This is a genomic window from Arthrobacter sp. UYEF3, assembly GCF_040546245.1.
Lineage (GTDB): Bacteria > Actinomycetota > Actinomycetes > Actinomycetales > Micrococcaceae > Arthrobacter.
This window is the reverse complement of record NZ_JBEPNK010000022.1, coordinates 25,275-45,423: the sequence shown is the minus strand read 5'-3', so window position 1 is coordinate 45,423 and position 20,149 is coordinate 25,275. Positions and strand designations below refer to the sequence as shown.

Annotated in this window: 21 protein-coding genes and 2 pseudogenes; 7 read left to right on the top strand and 16 right to left on the bottom strand. The window is 64.1% G+C overall.

Annotated features, from left to right (window positions below):
- Positions 1–133 precede the first annotated feature (133 nt).
- Together ABIB14_RS14480 and ABIB14_RS14475 are read left to right on the top strand one after the other, a co-directional pair.
- A complete protein-coding gene (locus ABIB14_RS14480) occupies positions 134–604 on the top strand; it encodes a cupin domain-containing protein (protein WP_354236610.1) in 471 nt (156 codons plus the stop codon).
- 630 nt (positions 605–1,234) lie between these two features.
- Complete coding sequence (locus tag ABIB14_RS14475; protein WP_354236609.1) at positions 1,235–1,555, top strand: hypothetical protein; 321 nt, start codon at positions 1,235–1,237, stop codon at positions 1,553–1,555.
- A 63-nt stretch (positions 1,556–1,618) separates the two neighbouring features.
- Here the strand turns inward: ABIB14_RS14475 and ABIB14_RS14470 are convergent, their stop codons facing one another.
- The 9 genes from ABIB14_RS14470 to ABIB14_RS14430 form a co-directional block, all read right to left on the bottom strand.
- Positions 1,619–2,545, bottom strand: a complete 927-nt coding sequence (locus ABIB14_RS14470) for an urea transporter (RefSeq protein ID WP_354236608.1) — start codon at positions 2,543–2,545, stop codon at positions 1,619–1,621.
- Between the two features lie 176 nt (positions 2,546–2,721).
- On the bottom strand, positions 2,722–3,594 hold the full coding sequence (locus tag ABIB14_RS14465) for an urease accessory protein UreD (RefSeq protein WP_354236634.1): 873 nt from the start codon (positions 3,592–3,594) through the stop codon (positions 2,722–2,724).
- Between the two features lie 26 nt (positions 3,595–3,620).
- A complete protein-coding gene (ureG, locus tag ABIB14_RS14460) occupies positions 3,621–4,238 on the bottom strand; it encodes an urease accessory protein UreG (protein WP_354236607.1) in 618 nt (205 codons plus the stop codon).
- A 12-nt stretch (positions 4,239–4,250) separates the two neighbouring features.
- Positions 4,251–4,931 carry an urease accessory protein UreF gene (locus tag ABIB14_RS14455; RefSeq protein WP_354236606.1) on the bottom strand — a complete coding sequence of 227 codons (681 nt, stop codon included), beginning with the start codon at positions 4,929–4,931 and terminating at the stop codon, positions 4,251–4,253.
- Positions 4,912–5,394, bottom strand: coding sequence for an urease accessory protein UreE (gene ureE / locus ABIB14_RS14450; RefSeq protein WP_354236605.1), 483 nt, complete (start codon positions 5,392–5,394; stop codon positions 4,912–4,914). The genes ABIB14_RS14455 and ureE overlap by 20 nt, the downstream gene beginning before the upstream one ends.
- Before the next feature lie 8 nt (positions 5,395–5,402).
- A complete protein-coding gene (gene ureC, locus ABIB14_RS14445; protein WP_354236604.1) occupies positions 5,403–7,133 on the bottom strand; it encodes an urease subunit alpha in 1,731 nt (576 codons plus the stop codon).
- The gene (locus ABIB14_RS14440; protein ID WP_354236603.1) at positions 7,130–7,459 is read right to left on the bottom strand and encodes an urease subunit beta; all 330 of its coding nucleotides are present in this window, start codon (positions 7,457–7,459) and stop codon (positions 7,130–7,132) included. The genes ureC and ABIB14_RS14440 overlap by 4 nt, the downstream gene beginning before the upstream one ends.
- Positions 7,460–7,469: 10 nt before the next feature.
- Positions 7,470–7,772: an urease subunit gamma gene (locus ABIB14_RS14435; protein WP_354236602.1), complete on the bottom strand. Its 303-nt coding sequence runs from the start codon at positions 7,770–7,772 to the stop codon at positions 7,470–7,472.
- Between the two features lie 680 nt (positions 7,773–8,452).
- Complete coding sequence (locus ABIB14_RS14430) at positions 8,453–9,262, bottom strand: glycoside hydrolase family 25 domain-containing protein (RefSeq protein WP_354236601.1); 810 nt, start codon at positions 9,260–9,262, stop codon at positions 8,453–8,455.
- A gap of 251 nt (positions 9,263–9,513) precedes the next feature.
- Here ABIB14_RS14430 and ABIB14_RS14425 point away from each other — a divergent pair, with 251 nt between their 5' ends.
- Both ABIB14_RS14425 and ABIB14_RS14420 read left to right on the top strand, forming a co-directional pair.
- The gene (locus ABIB14_RS14425) at positions 9,514–10,587 is read left to right on the top strand and encodes a DNA polymerase IV (RefSeq protein WP_502909673.1); all 1,074 of its coding nucleotides are present in this window, start codon (positions 9,514–9,516) and stop codon (positions 10,585–10,587) included.
- Positions 10,588–10,724: 137 nt separating this feature from the next.
- Entirely contained in the window at positions 10,725–11,459 is a 735-nt protein-coding gene (locus ABIB14_RS14420) for a polysaccharide deacetylase family protein (protein ID WP_354236600.1), read from the top strand.
- A gap of 158 nt (positions 11,460–11,617) precedes the next feature.
- Here the strand turns inward: ABIB14_RS14420 and ABIB14_RS14415 are convergent, their stop codons facing one another.
- Both ABIB14_RS14415 and ABIB14_RS14410 read right to left on the bottom strand, forming a co-directional pair.
- A complete protein-coding gene (locus ABIB14_RS14415; RefSeq protein WP_354236599.1) occupies positions 11,618–12,841 on the bottom strand; it encodes an MFS transporter in 1,224 nt (407 codons plus the stop codon).
- 206 nt (positions 12,842–13,047) lie between these two features.
- A complete protein-coding gene (locus ABIB14_RS14410; RefSeq protein ID WP_354236598.1) occupies positions 13,048–15,000 on the bottom strand; it encodes an IS1096 element passenger TnpR family protein in 1,953 nt (650 codons plus the stop codon).
- A 255-nt stretch (positions 15,001–15,255) separates the two neighbouring features.
- Here ABIB14_RS14410 and ABIB14_RS18780 point away from each other — a divergent pair.
- Positions 15,256–15,418 (top strand): annotated as a pseudogene (locus tag ABIB14_RS18780) (hypothetical protein); the annotation flags it as partial.
- 158 nt (positions 15,419–15,576) lie between these two features.
- Here the strand turns inward: ABIB14_RS18780 and ABIB14_RS14400 are convergent.
- Positions 15,577–15,990, bottom strand: coding sequence for a hypothetical protein (locus ABIB14_RS14400; RefSeq protein WP_354236597.1), 414 nt, complete (start codon positions 15,988–15,990; stop codon positions 15,577–15,579).
- Between the two features lie 959 nt (positions 15,991–16,949).
- On the opposite strand from ABIB14_RS14400, the pseudogene ABIB14_RS14395 reads away from it, so the two are divergent.
- A pseudogene (locus ABIB14_RS14395) lies at positions 16,950–17,717 on the top strand (DUF3387 domain-containing protein); the annotation flags it as partial.
- Positions 17,718–17,773: 56 nt separating this feature from the next.
- Positions 17,774–18,133 (top strand): hypothetical protein, encoded by a 360-nt coding sequence (locus tag ABIB14_RS14390; RefSeq protein WP_354236596.1) that lies wholly within the window; start codon positions 17,774–17,776, stop codon positions 18,131–18,133.
- A gap of 27 nt (positions 18,134–18,160) precedes the next feature.
- On the opposite strand, the gene ABIB14_RS14385 is transcribed toward ABIB14_RS14390, so the two are convergent.
- From ABIB14_RS14385 to ABIB14_RS14370, 4 genes are all read right to left on the bottom strand, one after another.
- Positions 18,161–18,421: a type II toxin-antitoxin system RelE family toxin gene (locus ABIB14_RS14385; RefSeq protein ID WP_354236595.1), complete on the bottom strand. Its 261-nt coding sequence runs from the start codon at positions 18,419–18,421 to the stop codon at positions 18,161–18,163.
- Positions 18,418–18,666: a type II toxin-antitoxin system Phd/YefM family antitoxin gene (locus ABIB14_RS14380; RefSeq protein WP_354236594.1), complete on the bottom strand. Its 249-nt coding sequence runs from the start codon at positions 18,664–18,666 to the stop codon at positions 18,418–18,420. Before ABIB14_RS14380 ends, ABIB14_RS14385 begins: the two co-directional genes overlap by 4 nt.
- A gap of 297 nt (positions 18,667–18,963) precedes the next feature.
- Complete coding sequence (locus tag ABIB14_RS14375; RefSeq protein ID WP_354236593.1) at positions 18,964–19,356, bottom strand: DUF898 family protein; 393 nt, start codon at positions 19,354–19,356, stop codon at positions 18,964–18,966.
- A 94-nt stretch (positions 19,357–19,450) separates the two neighbouring features.
- The gene (locus ABIB14_RS14370; protein ID WP_354236592.1) at positions 19,451–20,110 is read right to left on the bottom strand and encodes a DUF4352 domain-containing protein; all 660 of its coding nucleotides are present in this window, start codon (positions 20,108–20,110) and stop codon (positions 19,451–19,453) included.
- Positions 20,111–20,149 lie beyond the last annotated feature (39 nt).

Genomic DNA, 20,149 nt, shown 5'->3' with positions numbered 1-20,149 from the left:
ACCGTGCGGTATCACACCGATTTGGGGCCGTTGCCCCGGCCACTGGGTAGCGGACCACAGACGACGGGTTCCTCGACTGGGGCGTCAGCAATCGAGTCTCAGCGCCGCCCTAGGAATGGAGTTGCCACCGAAAGTGGCTATCCGGTGGTTGCGGATCGACAAGGACCCGAGGCCACGCGGCCCGGCCGAGCGCGGCTTTCACGGAAGCAATGACAAGCAGCATCTGCTACAGGAGGTTACGATGCCAGGTTTAATTCGCAAAAGCCTCGATTCGCCCGAGGAGACGCGCCCCTTCGAAGGTGGAAAGGGCCAACTTCAACTCGTCAACATGGATCAAGGCCCCGTAGGACGCGCCACGTTCCTTCCCGGGTGGCGCTGGTCTGAGCACGTAAAACCAATCGCCAAAACGGACAGTTGCCAGGCCGCACACATGGGGTATTTCGTTTCCGGACAAATGAAGGTCGTCATGGACGACGGCGAAGAAATGGAGTACGGACCAGGCGATTTCGCCACCATGGCCCCCGGACACGATGCCTGGGTGCTGGGGGACGAACCGTGTGTCGTAATCGACTGGCAGGGATTCGCCGACTATGCAAAACCCTGAAGCCGGCGACCCAAAGTCCGCCTCCGAGCCGGGTTTGAAGTCCCGGCAATCCGGGTCCTCGCCCGACAAATGGAAGACCTTCAATAAATGGGACGCAAAATTAATGCGATGTGTGCCGCTGCCGGGCTCACTGCCCTAGTCCCGCACCGTCCGCCGTCGTGAACTCCACGGCCCCGCCCCCGGCCGCTGGTCCCGGCGGGCCTTCCTGACCGGCGTCGGCGTGACCACCGGGGCGGGCGGACCTCGGAAGACGCGAAGGTCGCTGCCCTTGCCACTTCCGGCTGGTGGTTCCTGGCCGTTACGTACAAGGGCACGAGCACCGCCTTCAATCTGGCCCAACTCCGGGCACTCCCCCAGCATCAAGAGGAACTGCCGATCGCCTGTGTCGAGGGATTGAGCCAGACCGCGCACTGGCGGGGTGTGCGGATCCGCGATCTGATCGGCGCCGTCGCGCGCCGCCGGATTCGGCGTTGCGTGTCACCATCCTCGAACCCGAAGGCCCGTACCGGCTACCCCGCCAGAATCATCGCCCCCGGACGACCGGGAGTCCTGCAAACCAAATGGCTGCAGCACGTGGAGGTCCTGTGAAACCGCTCAACGCCCGCCGCCGCCGTCGTGCTCCACGACGGCGTGATCTTGCCGCTGTCGACGCTGGCGGGGGCGGGGCTGGCACGGACAGGATCCCGGCTGCGGCCGGTCTCCGCCGCAATCCTGCGCGTGACCCTGATGATCGGCGCAACCGTCAGCCTCATCACCGGGATCCTGGTCAAAGCTCAGTCGGAAGCCCGCAACGTCAGCGCCCTCGAGGGCGACTACGCCGGACATCTCCTCTGGTTCTGGGCGGCCCTCATCATCGTGGCCGCACTAGCGATCTATGCGTTCGAACGGACCGGGCGTCCCCGCCCTGAGAATGTCAATGCGAGCGGAGACCACGAGGGCAGCCTCACTTGAGCCCACCTTGGCGTACCGGAGGACAGCGGTCCGGTACAGCGGCAAGAGAGCGGTACGGGTCACTCAGCGGTGCCTGAACCCCGGAATGTAGTGAAGCACCACTAGCATCAGCCACGTGGCAAGGATGAAGGGCCAGGTGTAGACGGGGAGGGCGGTGAGGCCCATCAGCCAGGCGAGTGTCGACGAAATGACGACGCCGATTATCGCCGCAACCCAAGGTTGCCAGGTACCGCGCAGAAAAACGGCAGCCAGGGCAATAGCCGTCAGGACCCCGGAGTAACCGAGAAGTCCGTGCGCCAGGGCCCGTACATCGGAACCGGTGACAAGGTCCATGCCGGCTTCCAGGACGCTGCCCAGGAGGGCGGCGGCGCCTACCTTCCAGTGGGCGATGAATAACCCGATGAGGATCACGGCGCCTGCGATGGCTGAGTCGACCAGAAACACTTCGGAGATGTTGGTGAGGATGGCCTGGCCCATGTTGGCAAGGATGTTGTCAGGCACCTCACCCAGGTCGGTGCGCGGGCCGTGCAGGGGGGTGTGCACGGCGAACAGAACCCCGGCGACGATGCAGAACGGCGCGGTGGTGACGGGCAGCGAGTACTTTCGGATGGCTGGGTGGTAGAACAGCCACGCCACCGCCACCGTGACCGGCCCGCACGCCAGCCCGCCGAGGACCGCAAAAACAGCCGACGGCCAAGTGAAGCCCAAGGCCGCAAACTGTGCGGCGCCCACCAACGCTCCGCAATAGCCGTGCAGACCGTTCCCGAGCTCAGCCGGGGTCCGGCGGCATAACACGCCGCTCAGCGTTGAGAACAGTAGTCCCACCACGGCTAGGGCAGCCATCCGCCAGTTGGCGATACCGAAGCCGGCCAGCACCGCAATCCCCGTCCACGCGTTTGCTTGGAAGTAGATTTGACCCAGTCCGCGGCTTATAACCGCGAACCAATTCAGGGTCCGGATGACCTCCGAGTGAAAAGCCAGGGCGATCATTTAGCGTGCCTCCTCCGTCCAAGCAGCGTCGCGGCAATCCTGACAACACCAAACGACGCTACGAGAGTCTACCCGGCGTCACCGAGGTCAATTCCGGCCAGCCGCAGCACAAGGTTGCCGGTGGTGCCCTCTTACATCCATTGGCCCACGAGCGCGGAAATCGCCGAATGCCGTCATCAGTACTTCCTGAGGTTCAACGGTTCCTGCCCGCGCCAGCGGCCGCGCAGGAGTCCGGTGCACGCTCCAAGCAGGTGGTTGAGTTCACCGGTGCTGTTGGACAGGGACCGGAGGACGAGCCCCCGCGTCCCCGATTGTTGCGCGGTGAGCGACACTCCGGTGTGGGCTTCGTATCCTGCGGTAAGCGCGTGAAGCTCATCGGCAAGGGCCTGGTCCACGCGGCGGTCCACCACGATCAGCGAGCCCAGGTGGCTAAAGCCTTCCATGAAGCCCATGCCGGTGACGTCTCCCAGCGGGGGCCGGATGAGCAGGTTATCCAAAGCCAGCAGCTCCTCACCAGGTGCGGTGGACACGTGGATCTCGTTCCGGAGCCGCAGTTCCTCGTACTTGAACGAGGAACCGTCGGGAGCCCAGCCGGGGGTCACCACTTCCGCCATCACCAGGGTCGACGAGGGCCGCACTGTGATGTGCGTGTCCTGCCGGTAGCTGGCCTCGCGGTAGGCAATGAGCTGGTCGGGTGCCAGCTCCAGCTGCGCCCCATCGCCCAGGTTCAGTTTCATCCGCTGCTCCGCGAAGGACCCGGGAGTCCGGTAGATCTTGGTTGCGGACTGCGTGGTCAAGAGCAGTCGAGCCCCGGGCCCCACCTCAACGTCAACCGTGTAGAGGTCGGCGCCGAGATAGGCTCCGCCCGGGTTCACCATGACATAGCAAACCTGGCCCGAGTCATCGAGGTAATGGGGACGCATGACCCGCAAGGCGCCTTGGTGGAATTGCCTGGACGCAATCGAGCGGCCGCCGCGTTCCTGGATCACGAGCTCAAGGCGGCCCATCGCGGGCCGACCCGCCGGTCCTGTTGAGACAGCGTCGGGCATCCCGGAGATCGCCGCAGTGCCGGCCGTCACCGCGTCAGGTCGAGCATGAGCACGTCGCGGCGCACCCATTCGATGACGGCGTCAAGGCCTTCGTCGGTCTTGAGGTTGGTGAAACAGAACGGCTTGTCGCCGCGGAATTCCTTGGAGTCTTTCTCCATTACCGAGAGATCTGCGCCGACGTGGGGTGCGAGGTCAGTCTTGTTGATGATGAAAAGGTCGGACTTGATCATGCCCTGGCCGGCTTTGCGGGGGATCTTTTCGCCCTGGGCTACGTCGATAATGTAGATGGAGAAGTCCACCAGCTCGGGGCTGAAAGTCGCCGAGAGGTTGTCCCCGCCGGATTCGACGAAGATAACCTGCAGGTCCGGGTGCCGCTTCTTGAGTTCTTCGATCGCCGCGCTGTTCATCGAGGTGTCTTCGCGGATAGCGGTGTGCGGGCAGCCGCCGGTTTCGACGCCGATGATGCGATCTTCGGGCAGGACACCATTGGCGGCAAGGATCTTGGCGTCCTCGATGGTGTAAATGTCGTTGGTAATGGCGGCCATGGAGATGTCCCGGCTCATGTGGCGGGTGAGCCGTTCCACCAGCTGGGTTTTGCCGGCGCCGACAGGGCCGCCGATGCCGATGATGATGGGTTCAGTCATTTTGTCCTCCTGCTAACTCATGAACATGCGGGCACGTTGGCGTTCGTGCCGCATTTGGGAAATTTCGAGTCCGGGGCTGACGGCCCCGAAGTCGTCCGGTGCGAGGTGCCCGATGCGTTCGACGGCCGCAGCGACGTCGTCGGCGGCTTTCCCCAGCAACCGCTGGCCGGCGTTCTGGCCCAGCGGGATGGCGCGCACCGCGTTTTGGGTCAGCGACGTGACAGTGGCGAACAGGTACGCCGGCAGCGCCTCCTCGAGGGGGACGCCCAGGGAACGGGCGACGACGGCGAATGCCAGCGGCTGGTGGCCCGCGGCTTGGCCGCTGGCCACCATGTCCCGGTACAGCTCCAGCCCGGCCGAGGGGAACACCTCGGTGCCGATCTCCAGCAGCCGGTTACCCATTTTGACGCTGGCATCACGGACCTGCCGGGGCAGGAGCTGCGCGGAGAGCAGGACATCGAGCTCCCGCACATCCCGCCCCTCGTAGAGGAACCGGATGGCCAGCCCGTCGGAGTAGGTCAGCTGCTGCCCGATAAAAGCTGCGAGCCACACCCCGAACGAATCCCCGTCATGAACCAGCCCGCGCTCAACATAGGACTCAAACCCCAGCGAGTGTGCAAAAGCCCCGGTAGGAAGCGCAGAGTCCGTCAGCTGCTGGAGCGCGAGCTGGTAGTTAGTGGCTGTGTTCGGCATGGCGGAAGGGCACGGGCATCACACGTTCCTGGCGGTCGTAGGGCACACCGACGTGTTTGAGGTAGTCCTCGACGGTATGGTCGTAGGCGCAGACCATGACGTCGGCGCCGTACTCGGATGAGGTGTTGAAGAACTGGGCCTGCAGGTGCCGGTTGCCGAGCGAGTGCGCCACGACACCCATCTCGTGGATGCTCGCCGGCGCAATAACCAGAACGTCGGTGGGCAGGACGGAAACAACAATCATGTTCGTTTCGGCCACGTGCAGGATGTCGCCGTCGCGCAGGTCAGCGGAGTTGGCGGGCAGCCTGATGCCGAGCTCCTTGCCGTGGTCGGTGGTGACCCGCTGGATCCGTTTGACCAGCTGCGGGCTGGGCAGCACCACCTTTTCGCGGTGCAGGCCATCGTATTCCATCGAGCCGGGGGGCAGGTCGTGCAGGTTGCCAAGGACTTTTTCAATAATCACAGCCGCTCCTAAAAGAGGAAGTAACGCTGGGCCATGGGCAGCACGTCGGACGGCTCGCAGGTGACGTCCTCGCCGTCGACCGTGACCTGGTAGGTTTCCGGGTCGACCTGGATGTCCGGCGTGGCGTCATTGTACTTAAGGTCCGCTTTGGTGAGAGAGCGGATCCCGGAGACCGGCCGGATCACTTTTTGCAGGCCCAGCTCTTCCGGCACTCCGGCGTCGATCGCTGCCTTCGACATGAAGGTGATGGAGGACCGCTGCAAAGCCTTGCCGAAGGTGGCGAACATGGGCCGCATGGTGCGGGGCTGCGGGGTGGGGATGGATCCGTTGGAGTCCCCCATCAGTGCGTAGGCGATCTGGCCGCCTTTGAGGACCAGTTCCGGCTTGACGCCGAAGAACGCCGGGTCCCAGAGCACCAAGTCCGCAAACTTGCCCACTTCCACCGAGCCGATGGAGTCCGCCATGCCCTGGGCGATTGCCGGGTTGATGGTGTATTTCGCCACGTAGCGCTTCAGGCGGAAGTTGTCACTGCCCTCGGAACCATGCGCGCCGGCGGCGGGATCGGCGAGCGCCCCGCGCTGCTTCTTCATCTTGTCCGCGACCTGCCAGGTGCGGGCGATCACCTCACCTACGCGGCCCATGGCCTGGGAGTCGGAGGATGTGATGGCGAAAATGCCGAGGTCCTGCAGAACGTCCTCCGCCGCGATGGTCTCGGCCCGGATCCGCGAATCTGCGAACGCCACGTCCTCGGGGATGGCCGGGCTGAGGTGATGGCAGACCATGAGCATGTCCAGGTGCTCTTCGATGGTATTACGCGTATAGGGGAGCGTTGGATTGGTGGAGGCCGGCAGGACGTTGGGCAGCCCGGCGATTTTGATGATGTCCGGGGCGTGGCCGCCGCCGGCACCTTCGGTGTGGAAGGTGTGGATGACGCGGCCAGCAATGGCACGGATGGTGTCCTCCACGAAACCGCACTCGTTCAAAGTGTCGGTGTGGATGGCCACCTGCACGTCATACTCGTCAGCCACCGTCAGCGAAGTATCGATTGAGGACGTGGTGGCGCCCCAGTCTTCGTGAACTTTCAGGCCGATGGCACCGGCACGGATCTGCTCGGCCAGGGGCTCGACGGCGGACGCATGGCCCTTGCCGAAAAGCCCGATGTTGATCGGCAGCCCCTCCGCGGCCTGCAGCATCCGCTGGATGTGCCATTTGCCGGGCGTAACGGTGGTGGCTTTGGTGCCTTCGGCCGGGCCGGTGCCCCCGCCCACCATGGTGGTGACGCCGCTGCACAGCGCGGTGGGGACCTGGTCGGGTGAGATGAAGTGAATGTGGGTGTCGATGCCTCCGGCCGTGAGGATCTTCCGCTCCCCGGCGATGATCTCGGTGCTGGCACCGATCAAGATGTCCACGCCGTCGGTAATCTGCTGGTTCCCCGCCTTGCCGATCTTGAAGATGTGCCCGTCCCGGAGGGCGACGTCCGCTTTGTAAATGCCGGTGTAGTCCAGGATCACGGCGTTCGTGATGACCGTATCGGGAACGTCCTCATCCCTGGTTACCTGGCCGTTCTGGCCCATGCCGTCGCGAACCACCTTTCCGCCACCGAAAACCACCTCTTCGCCATACACGGTGAGGTCCTTTTCGATCTCCAGGAACAGCTCGGTATCCGCCAGGCGGATGGCATCACCCGTCGTCGGGCCGTACAAGTCCGCGTACTGCCTGCGGGGAATCTCAAAACTCATTCGCTGACTCCTTCAGTCTGGGCCAGGGCACCATTCACTGCGTTGCTCAGCCCGTATACCTCCCGGGCTCCGGCCAGTTCGATCAGCCGCACGGGCCTGCTGTCCCCCGGTTCGAAGCGGGCCGCGGTTCCGGCGGGGATGTCCAGCCGCCGGCCGTAGGCAGCCTGCCGGTCGAAGTGTAGGGCGGCGTTTGCCTCGGCAAAGTGGAAGTGCGAACCCACCTGGATGGGCCGGTCCCCGGTGTTCGTCACGACGACGTCGATCGCCTCGCGCCCCGCATTTAGTGTCACCGGTTCGGATCTGAGGATGTACTCTCCTGGAATCATGGCTGTGCTCCTAGCGAATGGGATCGTGGACGGTGACGAGCTTGGTGCCATCGGGGAACGTGGCTTCGATCTGGACGTCGTGGATCATCTCCGGAACGCCCTCCATGACATCGTCCCTGGTCAGGAGGGTGGTGCCGAAGCTCATCAGATCCGCCACCGTCCGCCCGTCGCGGGCACCCTCGATCAGTTCGTAGCTGATGATGGCCACGGACTCGGGAAAGTTAAGTTTCAACCCGCGGGCCCGGCGGCGTCGGGCGAGGTCGGCGGCAACAACGATCATGAGCTTTTCCTGCTCACGGGGCAACAGATGCATCAGGTCTCCTTATAGAAGGTGGGCGTCGCGAAGCCGGACGTCTGATCACTCGAGACTTGGAACAGCCGGGGACGAGCGGGGCAACCCTTATCGGTATATACCCAAATTTTCGATGTTGCCAATTGGTCCGTGCTCTGGGGGTCTCATGGTCGTGGCAACGTTGTGTTTGATGGAGTGTCGTGTAAACACCGCCAGGGATGCTTCGCCGGTTCATACTCGATCCGCTCAGCGATGGGCGATTGGTCCGCAGACCTTCCCCGGTCGGGAGGCGTTGGGTCAGGTAGAGGCGAAAAGCGGCAAGATACACGTCCCAGAAACCGCCGCCGTAGTCCCGCGGCTCCCCGTTCATGACCAGCAGACGACGGCGGACGGGTAATAAACGCCGCACCGTGTCCAGGGTCCGGGTCAGGCTCAGCTGCGCCAGTTCCGCGGCCCACGCCGGGGTCAGCGGAGGAGCAAGGCGGGTCTTCGCCCGGGCACGCATTGCCTGGCGATGACCGCCACCATCAGGTCCATGCCGCGCCCCTGATCCGATTCCCGCCGCCGCAGCGCAGGACCGGGCGACGACGGCGCTCCCCCGGTCCTGGGCTTCCCGGGCGGGGCCCTGAACTGGGCAGACAGGCGTTTCGTAAGACTTTCCGCGTTCGATGCCGCCCGCGTCTCAGACAGCCTTCCGCGTCTCAGATACAGGAGTAGTCGTAATCGAAGCCGCCGGCAACGTATTGCGTGAGCGTGACGTGGCCTCCTCCGGTCAGCGGCGCCGAAGCGCACATACGCTTCGCGGACGCCTGAGAGTTTGCCCCGGCGAGCCAGCTTTTCAAAATGTAGAGCGGGCTCGATGAGGGCACGGTACCGGTGATCTGCGACCACTGGGCACTCGTCGAGTAGATGCCGCTCGGCGCACCGATGCTAGCGAAGTAGGCCACCATGCCTTCGATGTCCGCCCGGTTGGCACCATGGTCGGCGGACCAGCTGTTGCCCGTTTCGACGTCGAGCCACCAGGTGTAGGAGGCCGGATTGTTCACGCCGCGAATATTCGCGTCGTCATACGCCTTGGCGTATCCGTACATGTAGGAGCAGGCCGCCCCATAGGATCCGCTGGTGCACTGCCCGTAGGGGTTGGCGACCGTTGTTCCGCCGTAGGTATTGCTGGTGGGCCACCAGGACCCGGCTTTCCCGGGGTTGGCGGTGTTCACGTAGAGCGCGACCTTGGGCTGTCCCGTACCTCCCTTGGATGAGCCAGCCCACGACAGTTGGGTAGCCAGGCAGGGGTTGGTCGTGTTCGCGAAACCATTGTTGACGCCGACGATTCCAAAAGTCTGGCTTTTGGGGAGCGCGTTACCGCACTGGGGCCACGAGACGTCGTTGCCCGGGCCTGCAGTTGTGGCGGCTTCCGCGGGGACTGCCTGGAGCATCAATAGCATGGCGGCAGCGACGGCGAGCGGCCAGCGGATCCGGAATAATGCCGGCGTGGTACGGGTGACGGTCATGATCGTCCTTCCTGTTCGGGTAAGCGATCAGGGACCCAGCATGGTGGTGGCTCACGGTCCAGGTCAAGGCATTTCGGCACCGGCCGACGTCGGGTGCACCATCTCGGGTGGAGGGGGCGGGCCCGGCTGCTGCGGCTTTGCGCACATCGTTTCGGCGGCGCGGGTCATGTCACCGATGCGTGACGCGTCCGCGAACACGTCATCCGTGCGGAGCCGATGCCTGCCGGGGATGTTTAGGGCAGACTGATGGCGTGAGCGGAATCCCCTGGGTGCTGCATGTAGATCTCGACCAGTTCATCGCGGCAGTCGAAGTGCTCCGGCGGCCGGAACTTGCCGGCAGGCCGATCATTGTCGGCGGTCGGGGCGACCCCACGGAACGGGCAGTGGTGTCGACCGCTTCCTACGAAGCCAGGGCGTTCGGCGTCGGGTCTGGAATGCCTTTACGCATTGCGGCCCGGAAAGTGCCCGACGCGGTGATCCTGCCCGTGGACCAGGAGGCGTACCTCGCGGCGTCTGAAACGGTGATGGCTACCCTGCACGCCCAGCCTGGCGCCACCGTGCAGGTGCTGGGTTGGGATGAAGCCTTCGTAGGCGTTGAGACGGAGAATCCGGAAGCCTACGCCCGGCAGGTGCAGGCCGCTGTCCTCGCGCGAACGCAGCTGCATTGCAGCGTGGGCATCGGCGACACCCTGGTCCGAGCCAAGGTCGCCACCGGTTTCGGCAAGCCGGCCGGCGTCTTCCGTCTCACTGCCGGGAACTGGCTCGACGTCATGGGCAGTCGGCCCACCAAGGACCTTTGGGGCGTCGGAACGAAAGTGTCGGGGCGGCTGGCCAAACTTGGCATTAAGACGGTCGCCGAGCTCGCCGGGTCCGACCCCCAAGCCCTGGTTCCGGAGTTCGGCCCCAAGATGGGTCCTTGGTACGCGGAAATCGGACGCGGGGATGGCGTCAGCGTTGTGGACGATACCCCGTGGGTTGCCCGCGGGCATAGCAGGGAGACCACTTACCAGCGCGACCTGACCGAGCCTGCCCGGGTGGACGACGCCGTGAGGGAGCTGGCAGCACGGGTCCTTGAGGATGTTGTGGCCGAAGGACGGCCCGTGGTTGGGCTGACCCTCAAGGTTCGGTACGCGCCGTTCGTCACCACGACCCACGCGAAGAAGATCCCCGAAACATTCGACCGGAACGAAATCCTCGCGCGGGCAGTGGACCTCGCAGCCGGGATCGAAGCGGGCCGTCCCATCCGGCTCCTGGGCCTGCGGGCCGAAATGGCAATGCCCGACGACGCCCGCAAGGGACATACGCCGACGCGCGGCGGCTGGTGACAGCGTCGCTCGGTCCGTCGCACCGGTACGAGCGGGCAGCCGCGGCCGTTGCGTTCTAGCATTGGGCAGTCTATACCTAAGGTTCAGGGTTGCCTGCTGTGGGCCCTGTTCTCCCGGTCCCTTGTCGGAGGGAAAAGATGCCAGGCCTGAAGTTTTTCCGGTCCATCCTCGCCGGTGCTCTCGCCGCCGTTGGTTTGGCGCTTGCCCCGGCACCGGCGCAAGCCGCCGACAACCCGATGCCGCCCCTCCCGGGAGCCTCGAGTATCACTGCCGCGGAGCAGTACAACATTTTGCATCTGTACTACACCGGTCCCAAGGTCCGTCTCACGTTTGATGACTGTGCGACGCAGGCGAGACTGACGGCGATGGTGAACTGGCTGAAGGCCTACAACGTCCAGGCGGTGTTCTTCTTCACGGGGCAGTGCATGCTGGCGCACCCCACGTATACGTCGCAGCTGGTTCAGGCGGGTCAGCTTATGGCAAACCACAGCTACGACCACGGCGACTATTCGCGGATGACCGCCGCCCGGATCATCGACGAGGTTCGCCGCTTTGGCAGCGTGATCCCCAGCACCACGCCCAAGTTGTGCAGGCCCCCGTACGGTGCCGGCGCCTTCAGTGTCGGGGTCTACAACGCCCTCGCACGGGCTGGATGTCGGCCGGCGTTCTGGACGGTGGACACCCGGGACTGGGACGGCTCGTCGGCGGCGACCATCATCGGGCGGGTCAAGTACGGCGATGCCACAACCCCCCGTGTCTACCCCGGCGGGGTAATCCTGCTGCACGGCACCGGTCCGCATACGCTCGAGGCGCTGCCCGGCATCAGACAAGCATTGATTGACCGTGGCTACGCCACCTTTCACATCCGCTGACACGTTTCCTTACCCGGCGAGGCCGGCTATGCGGCGAAGGACATTCCCGGGCAACTGCGGCCGTGCTCTTGCATGAGCGCAAGCGGCGGACTCCGGACCGGGATTGAGCGGCAGCGACCGCAAGGCGCCCTGGAGTAGTGCTGAAACGGAAGCGCGGGTCACCCAGTGGAACCGCTGATCACCCGGTCACGTCCGGCAAGCAGACCAGTCACGGCGAGAACCGCCATGATGCCCGCGGTGACGAGGAGCGGAAGCGTCCAGCCTCCGCTCGCGTCGCGAAGTCCCCCGAACATCACCGGGCCCACCGCTGCCAGACCGTAACCGACAGACTGTGCCATCCCGGACAATGACGCTGCCTGTGGGTAATTCACGGTCCGGAGACTGAATAGCGATAGGGCAATCACAATGAGGCCTCCGCACCCGATGGCCCCAAGAACGATCCACAGCAGGATGAGGTCCGGCGCAAGCGCCAGCCCGAGGAACGTCACGAATGGGAGCGCCCCGCTCGCGAAGGCCACAAGCCTCTGGTCCGGACCCCGGTGCAGGATCCCGCCGGTGGCAAGGCTGGCGAACACACTGATGAGCAGGAACACAGACAGATGGAGGCCCGCGGTAGTGGCGGGGACTCCGCGGCTTTGTTCGATGGTGGGCAGCCAGGCCATCAGGACGTAGAAGGCGATCGACTGCAGTCCCATGAAAATCGTCACTTGCCAGCCCAAGGCTGAAGTCCAGGGCGACCGGTAGGAAAGCTTCGGCGTGGTGCCGTGCGCGGCGCTTGGACGGTGCCGCCGCAGCCACGGCAGCAGCACCGCCATCGCGATGAGGGCCAGTCCCACCCAGATTCCCAGGGCAAGCCGCCATCCCGCCGGCGACGTTTGTGCCACGGGAACGACGACGGCGGCACCGATCGCCGCGAAGGCGGCCTGCACTGCGGTGTAACTTCCGGTGACCTGGCTGACCCGCATCGGAAAGTCACGCTTTACGAGGGAGGGCACCAGCACATTGAGAAACGCGATTGCCAGGCCGATCAGTGCGGTGCCGGCCCAGATGAAGCCGGGCAACGGCAAGGAGCGAAGCACGATGCCCGAGGCGAGGATCAGCAGGGACATCCACAGTGCCCGGTCGAGGCCGAGGCGGGCTGCGAAGCCGGGCGCCACGGGTGAGAAGACGGCGAAAGCGATGAGCGGAAGACCCGTGAGGAACCCTGCCGCGGCACTGGATAGCTCAAGGTCGCTGCTGATGTTAGCGAGTACCGGTCCTACGCTGACAAAGGACACCCGAAGGTTTACTGCGATGAGCAGCACACCGACGAAGGCTAAGCCGAACCTCGCAGTTGGGGCCGGGGTGCTCCGGATGGCAGCGGGCATAGTGCGGTCTTCCATCCCTTCATTCAATTGGCCGCCACCTATCTTGTAAAGCTGATCGGTCGATAAGCGGCTTCGCTGCAACGCGGCCAGATCCCGTCATTAGCAAATACCGTCCGTCGTCAGAACCCGGAGCTAAAGTCGAGGCGGCTGAATCTGGCGAAGCTCCGGTCGGCAAACGCCGCCCGGAGTGACGCCGGCCCGGGGAACTGACGCGGCCGCGGTCAGAAGAGGTCGGCCAGGTCCTCGTTAACCTCGTCCATATCGAAGGCCGTGGGGTCTAAAGTGTCGCCCGGATGCATACCCAGCCACTCCCGGTATTCCTGGTGTTCCTCGTGGCGGGGATCATTGACGGCTTCGACAATGTTCGCCCAGCCCCACGTGCCGCCGCTGTCCTCGGCCGGCGCGGCACCGCGCCCCGCGGTGCACCGCGGTAGCTGTCCGCCGCCGTCGGTCGGCAGAATTTTCTCCACCTTGATGGCATGCACCCAGTTATCCCCGAAATCATACGTATACGTCAAACTGCTGCCCACGGCGGGGAGCAGTTCGCCGATGCTCACGTTGGCCTCGTCGAGGGAGGATTCGCCGAAGAAGTCGTCCTCACCGTCCGGGTCCAGCGGGGCGTAGGTGGGGCCGTGGTACCCCGCGGGCTGGAAGTGGTGCAGGTGGTAGTCGAGCCAGCCGAACATTGCCTGGATCACCTGGTGCAGCTGCGGAAGGGACATGCCGGACGGCACCAGGACGCGCCGCCAGATGGGCGGCTTGGCACCATTGAGCGTGATTTTCAGCTGCAGAACGGACGCCTCTGCCGGAGCCGCCGCCGTCGTTGTTGAGCCAGAGGCTGGCTCGGAAGCTGCCGAACCCGGCAGCGTAGGGTCCACATCCTCTTCCGGCTCGGGTTGAAGGCCGAGGTCGGACAGCACCCACTCGTCGTCGAAAACGCCCGCAACGCATCCGATCAGCGCCGGCGGCACCCGGAAATGGGTGTCAATGGTCAACAGACCCAGCTCGGCAAGGGCTTCCAGCCGGCTCAGAACCGCACGGGTCAGCACGCCGGCCATCAACTTTTCCGCTTCCGGCGCAGCGTCAGGGGCGGCCAGAACGAGCTCCCTGAGCGGCGGGTCCGGTGTTGCCGCCGCCAGCAGGATCGATGCCTGCATGCCGGCGATTATCCGTTCCCACGGCTGCTCCCGATCGTAGCCGAGCACCGCAGCCTCCAGGAACTGCTCAACGAAAAATACCAGCTCCTCCAGCCGGTCGGCGGTCCCGCCCGCCACGAACACGTCGGCGGCCGCCGCGGGCACAACCCTGGTTGACCCGATCTGGATCAGTTCCGAGTCGGCCAGCGCGTTCCACAGCTGGGCCAGCAGCGGCACCTCATACATGCTCCGGACCGTCGGCACCGGCTCCGCCACATCGCCGAATCCCGGCACTTCGTCGAATCCCGGCAGCAAGGCTCCCGGCTGCGAGGCAGCCCGCTTGGTGGCGCCCTTGACCCTTACGCCGACGCAGGCAGCAGCAGCTTCGATCTCCCGCAGGCGGAGCGCACCGGTGGCAGTGACCGGCTTACCGTCTCCGATCCACTGCAGCAGCGCCGTGGCCCGCTGGATCAGCGGGAGCCCAGACAAGGCCTCGAGGACATGTTGTTCAGGAATGTCCGGCACCTCGATGAGGCCCCGGCTAACGCCGTCGTCCTCGCTGCCGTCCCCGAGCGCGTCGAAGAAATCCCGGAGCTCCGCGAGCTGCCCCTCGGATCCTGTCCACCGCTCCGTTTCCGCGAGAAATTCGACGAAGACGTGAACGGCATCGGCTGCGTCAAGGGCCTGGGCGACGTCGTCCCAGTCGGCAGGGTCGGCTCTGGCGGCCACGGTCAGCCCGGTGAATTCATCCGAGAACGCAAGCGCCAGCGGGACGGGGTCAATGCTTGTCACGTCCGCGGCGGCCGTGCGTTCCATATAACGGCCCATGACGACCTTGACCTCCGCCAAGCACTCCAGCGCCGCGGCGGCGGCCCCCGGAGTGCCGTCGTCGAACCACCGGACAAACGGCGGCGTCAACGCGTCCAGGGCGCGGCCGGCCCGGAACGAACTCAGGGAAGGTGCCCGGGAGTTCCGCGAACCGCCCCCACGCGTCCCCGCGGGATTGCCCGTGCCTTTGTTCCTGTTGTTCTTGGTCATGGATTCCTGCCTGCTGACGGATCGGTTGGGGCGACGAGTGCCCGCTGCCGGGACAACTTTTCTCCAGCCTACCGAGTGTGGCGAACGTCAGGGACGAACGGAGCCGCTGGTTTAACTGTCCGGCAACGACTTTGGGAGAACAACCGTGAGCACCGCACCCGTCCCAATTCCCGCGCTTGGCTTTTCTGAGGCCGACTGGGAGGGCGTCGCACTTGACCGGCTGGCCGAGCCGCTCGGCTGGCAGCTCCCGTCGCGCAGGGGTCGGGAATATCCATAGAAGTGGAGCTCTGCATCAACATGGTGGCACGGCACCCCAAGCTGAAGAACCCGACCGTCGTCGTTATCACGGACCGCAACGAACTCGACGGGCAACTATTTGAGGGCCATTTCCCGCAGCCTGCTGCTGGCCGAGTCGCCAGCTTAGGAGCCGAGGAAGCCGAACTACTTGGCGTAAGGGCAGCGGGCCATGTGAAGCAACTCTGGAGTTTCCCGGCCAGCCCAGCGAATGGCTTTCGAGGCCCAGATCCCTCACCATGAATGCTCAATGGTCTGGACGTTTCGCGTGACCCGGCTGGATCAATACTTGGTCTCGGCAAGCAGCCCTCCGATAAGTCCTGTCAGGGCTGCCGGCAGAGCGAAGAGACCAGCGATCTGCGGAGTCAGAGACGGAGGGTTCGTGATCATCATCGCCATGCCCGCCAGCACTGCCGGCGCGGCCACGCAGATCGTCACCCAGAGCGGGCTACCCCGGACCTGCGACCAAATGGCTGCGGCAAGCGAGGTGGCAGACCCTGCGAGCATGAGCAGCCTGCCCGCGCGCAGCCGCTCAATGGACTCCGGGACCGGCACGTAGACGAGGAACGCCGTCCGTTCCAGGGCAATGCCTGTCAGGACGATGGAGACGACGACCAAGGCCGCCCAAGGCAGTCGTCTTCCCTTCCACCACGGACGGACGACGTAGCGTTCGTTGCCGTTCTGCGAACTCGACATAAGGCGAGCCTATCGGCCTCCTCTGCCGTTGGCCCGGGATCAGTAGCAGTCCTTCGACCGCGCTCGTCCGGTAGATGCCCTGCTCCATGCCCCGCCCAAGGATGTGGTTCACGTTGTCCACCTTCAGGATGGCCCGCAGCTTGCCGTGCAGGCCGTTCGGGCAAAGCGCTAGGGCTGCTTTGGTCTCTGCTTGGATTCGAAACCAAGAGCGCGCTTGCGGCTATTTATTGACGGCTATGTTGCTAAGCGCAGCGGTAGAGCAGAACTGCGCCACGGCAAGGAAAGCGAACCGGTAGCCCTCGACCTCACCCCAGGCCTTTCGTGAAACGGATACAACTCTGGCCCCGCCGGCGGGACCTTCAGAGGCGTTCGGACAAGTCGCACGTGCCTGAGAAAGAAGCGCCTCGTCCGTGTTGTGCGCAAGCGATGGCGCCATCTCTCGGATGCGGCCCAGGAAATCAGCCGTGCTATTCCCTGTGCTCGCCGTCTGGTGTTCCGGGCAGAATCGGGCGATTCCCGTTCCGAGAACGAGCAACTTATCTTGCTCCTGGGCGTTAGGGAGCACCTTGGAACTAACTTCGTGCACAACCTCCTCGACATCTTTCCGCCCGACAATTCGTCGCATATGCCTTCAGCAGTGGCAACGAGGCCCGCGTCAGTCTTGCTTCCCAGAGTCGTCGAGCGGTTACGTACATATTCGACCCATGCCGCCGTCTCCGGCTCAACAGCAACAGAAGCAAGAGCCGTCGTACTGGCTTCCTTGTCTGCAGAAACAGAGACACCAGCCGTCGGGCTGACATGTGTGCTTGGCGACGAGCAACCGGACAATGCCAACGCGATTCCCATCGCTAGTGCAGCAATGCCGTTTCTGGGAAAGCACTCCACAAGTTCCTGACTTTCCATCTTGCGTGCCGGTGCGAGTGGGCTTTAGGGCAATACAATTGTCGGTAAATGGAGCCGAGCTGCGTCCGGAGATCCAGGTGTATGAGGAGATCCGGGTCTGGATGGCGAAGTACGACGCCGCGGACCGGCAGGCATCCGACCGACGGCCGGTGCCAGAGGAGATCCGGCGCTTGCTTGGCGAACTCATTGCCTCTGCCACTTCGTCCGGCGAGGTCCTCGACATCTACGAGGCTGCCGGCACGCCGAAGCCGTCGCTGGATGCCCTTACGCCGGAGTTCATCGCGAAGACCCAACAGGCGCGGAACCCGCAGCTGGCCATTGAGGCGCTCCGCAAGCTCATTGCCGACGAAACCGTCATGGCTACCCGCAACAACGTGATCCGGCAGCGTGCCTTCTCCGAACGCATCACTGAGATGATGAAGAAGTACACCAACCAGCAACTGACCTCGGCCGAGGTCATTGCGGAACTGGTGGAGCTGGCCCGAGAGGTTGCTGCCGAGGCCAACCGCGGCGCGCACTTCACTCCTCCGCTGAACTCGGATGAGCTGGCGTTCTACAACGCCGTCGCTTCAAACCAGTCTGCGGTGGAGGTCCAGGGCGAAGGCATCCTGGCTGACATTGCCCGCGAGCTGGTTTCGGTCATGCGGCGGGACGTGCGCACCGACTGGACCGTCCGCGACGACGTCCGCGCCAAGCTACGCTCCTCGATCAAACGGCTCCTCGTGCGGTTTGGGTATCCGCCCGACAAGCAGCCCGAGGCCATCAAGCTGGTCATGGAACAGATGGAGTCCATGGCCCCGCGGTTTGCTAATGCACGGGCCTAACCGCACCAAAGTCTCCGCCGTCAGGCGGTCGCAACAACAATATGAAAAATGGGGAAATGTCTACTTACGAAGCATCCAACGCAACTCCGGTTTCTGCGTCACCGCCGGCTCCCGACCACGCACCACAGCTGAAGGCCAAGGGGCTGAGACTGGCGAAGCTCCGGTCGGCCAACGGCGCCCGGCTCATTTTGGGCTCGGTGTTGGGTCTGCTGCTGATCATCACGTGGATCGTGAACAACCCGGCTCTGAGCGGCAGCGGCCCTTCTGACTGGAAGTCGGAACTCTGCGCGGCCGATCTGAAGAACACCATGAACAACGGCGAGACCAAAGGCGCCCCGCAGCAGACAGTTGTCGACGGCCGGTATGCCAACGACATTGCCGAGCGCGCACGCATCAACCGCCGAGCTACCGCGTAGCGACGCTGGCCGGCAGGTCAGCGGACCTCACTTCTGATAAACGTCCCGACGATGCCCTAGGTTGACGACAACTACCAGGAGCACGTCATCCTGGATGGTGTAGATGATCCGATAGTCACCCACGCGGACCCGATAACCTGGACGGCCGCTCAAGGCAATTGCTTTGGGCGGCCGTGGGTCTTGGCCGAGGAGTGCGATAGCACCTTGAATGCGTTCTTTGTCCTCGGGATGAATTTTCTTGAGTGCGCGGATGGCCGCAGGTCTTAGCTCGATCCGGAAGGGACTCATGCCCAGCCCAGATCCGCCTTCACTTGTACCCAGGGAATGTTCTCGCCTTCTTCCGCAATCGCTGCATCAAATGCCGCAATGTCCTCGACTTCTTCCAATGCATCAAGCATCTGCTCATATCGCTCTGGCGACACTAGAACTGCTGCCCGATGTCCGCGGCGCTCAATGAAGACCGGCTCCGACTCCGCCTTTTCGATGAGCTCCGGTAAGTGTGATCGCGCGTCAGTGATGTTGATGGTCGACATGAAACAAATGTACATCTGCCAGTGCCAGATGTACATCTGCTCCATGCGAGACGAACGGCTGTAGATGGACAGGCTACTTGGTCCTGAGGACCGTTCCCCTGTCCCCTATGTTCGCGGCGGCGGTGGCCTGGTCCCGTCTCCCCACGGACAGGCAAGATGGTCCTTTCAACACTAAAAGGAATGACCCGAAGATCAATCCAGGCGGGGCTCGCGGCTAGTCTCCACATGCCGCTGGCAATTCGGTGCCGCGCGAAGGGAGGCCGCTGAGTCGGCGCCTGACCCGCGTGTTACTAGGCGCTACGCGAAGACGGTCTTTTCGACCTTCCACTGCATCAGCCTCGGGTAGACCCAGAAGGTGTAGATGCCAAGCGTGATGATGCTCAGGAGCGCCCATTTGATCCACAGCCCGAAGATGCCCCACCCGGTGCCGACGAACTGAAGCTGCCGGCCCTGGAGGTAGGTGTTCTTCGCCCGCCATCGCTCAACGAGAACCAAGGCGAACGGGTAGCAGATCCCAATGGTGCAGATCGTAATCAGGACGCCGAGGATCTGGGTGCCGAACCAGGAGGCAGCCCCGCCACGAAACTGATAGATCTGTGCCGCGGTGACGGCCCCGGGGGCCACCATGCTTCCGGCTTCTGCGACGGGCATCTGCCTATACGCCGAAACGTGCTCTTTGTTGATGCTCAAGGAATCCCCCAATAGATAACGCGAAAGTGAACAGTTGAACTGTAAGCGGCGCGAGGGAGCCGGGCACCCCCGGACACGGCTCCTGAGCGCAGCACTATGCCGGAATCTGGATTCGCGCCGCTTCCTGCATCAGTGGTGCGGAGATCATCACGGTCGAAGCGCCGGCAGCGATGTCGAAGGCGATGAATCCGCGGCTCTTGTCCCCCGGTAGAACGTCGCCTGAGCCAAGCTGGTTGTCCGCGAAGAGGCTCAGATCGGCTTTACGCCCGTTGGAATCCTTGGCCGAGAAGTAGAACGGGTTGGAGCTGGTCTTGCCCGTCTCCGTTTCCCATAGGACGTCGAGGAGCAGGTAACTTCCGGTCTTTGGTGCCGTCGCGAATGCCGTCGTGGTGACAGCGTCCGTTCGCACGGCTGAGACGATCGTGATTTTCGCAACGTTGCCGTTGCCCATCTTCACGCTGAAGGGTACGCCGACGGCGGGAGCTGCCGGCGCCGCCGTCGCGGGCGGTGCGGCAGGCGCGGCGGCCGGCACAGCAGCAGCCGACGGTGCGGGCGGCGCGGCAGGGGCAGCGGATGACGGCGCGCTTGCGGGAGCGGCGTCGCTCGCCTGCTTGGAGCCGCCAGAGCAGGACCCCAGCGCGATGCCCAGCACCAGGACACCGGCCGGGATGAGGAACCGCTTTTTCTTGAAGAACGGACGCGGCTGGGTGGAGACGGTCTTGGCGACGGGCGCCTGAGGATACTGCTGGCTCATTTGGGTAATGCCTTTCTTGGATGAGTGGTGATTGCTACG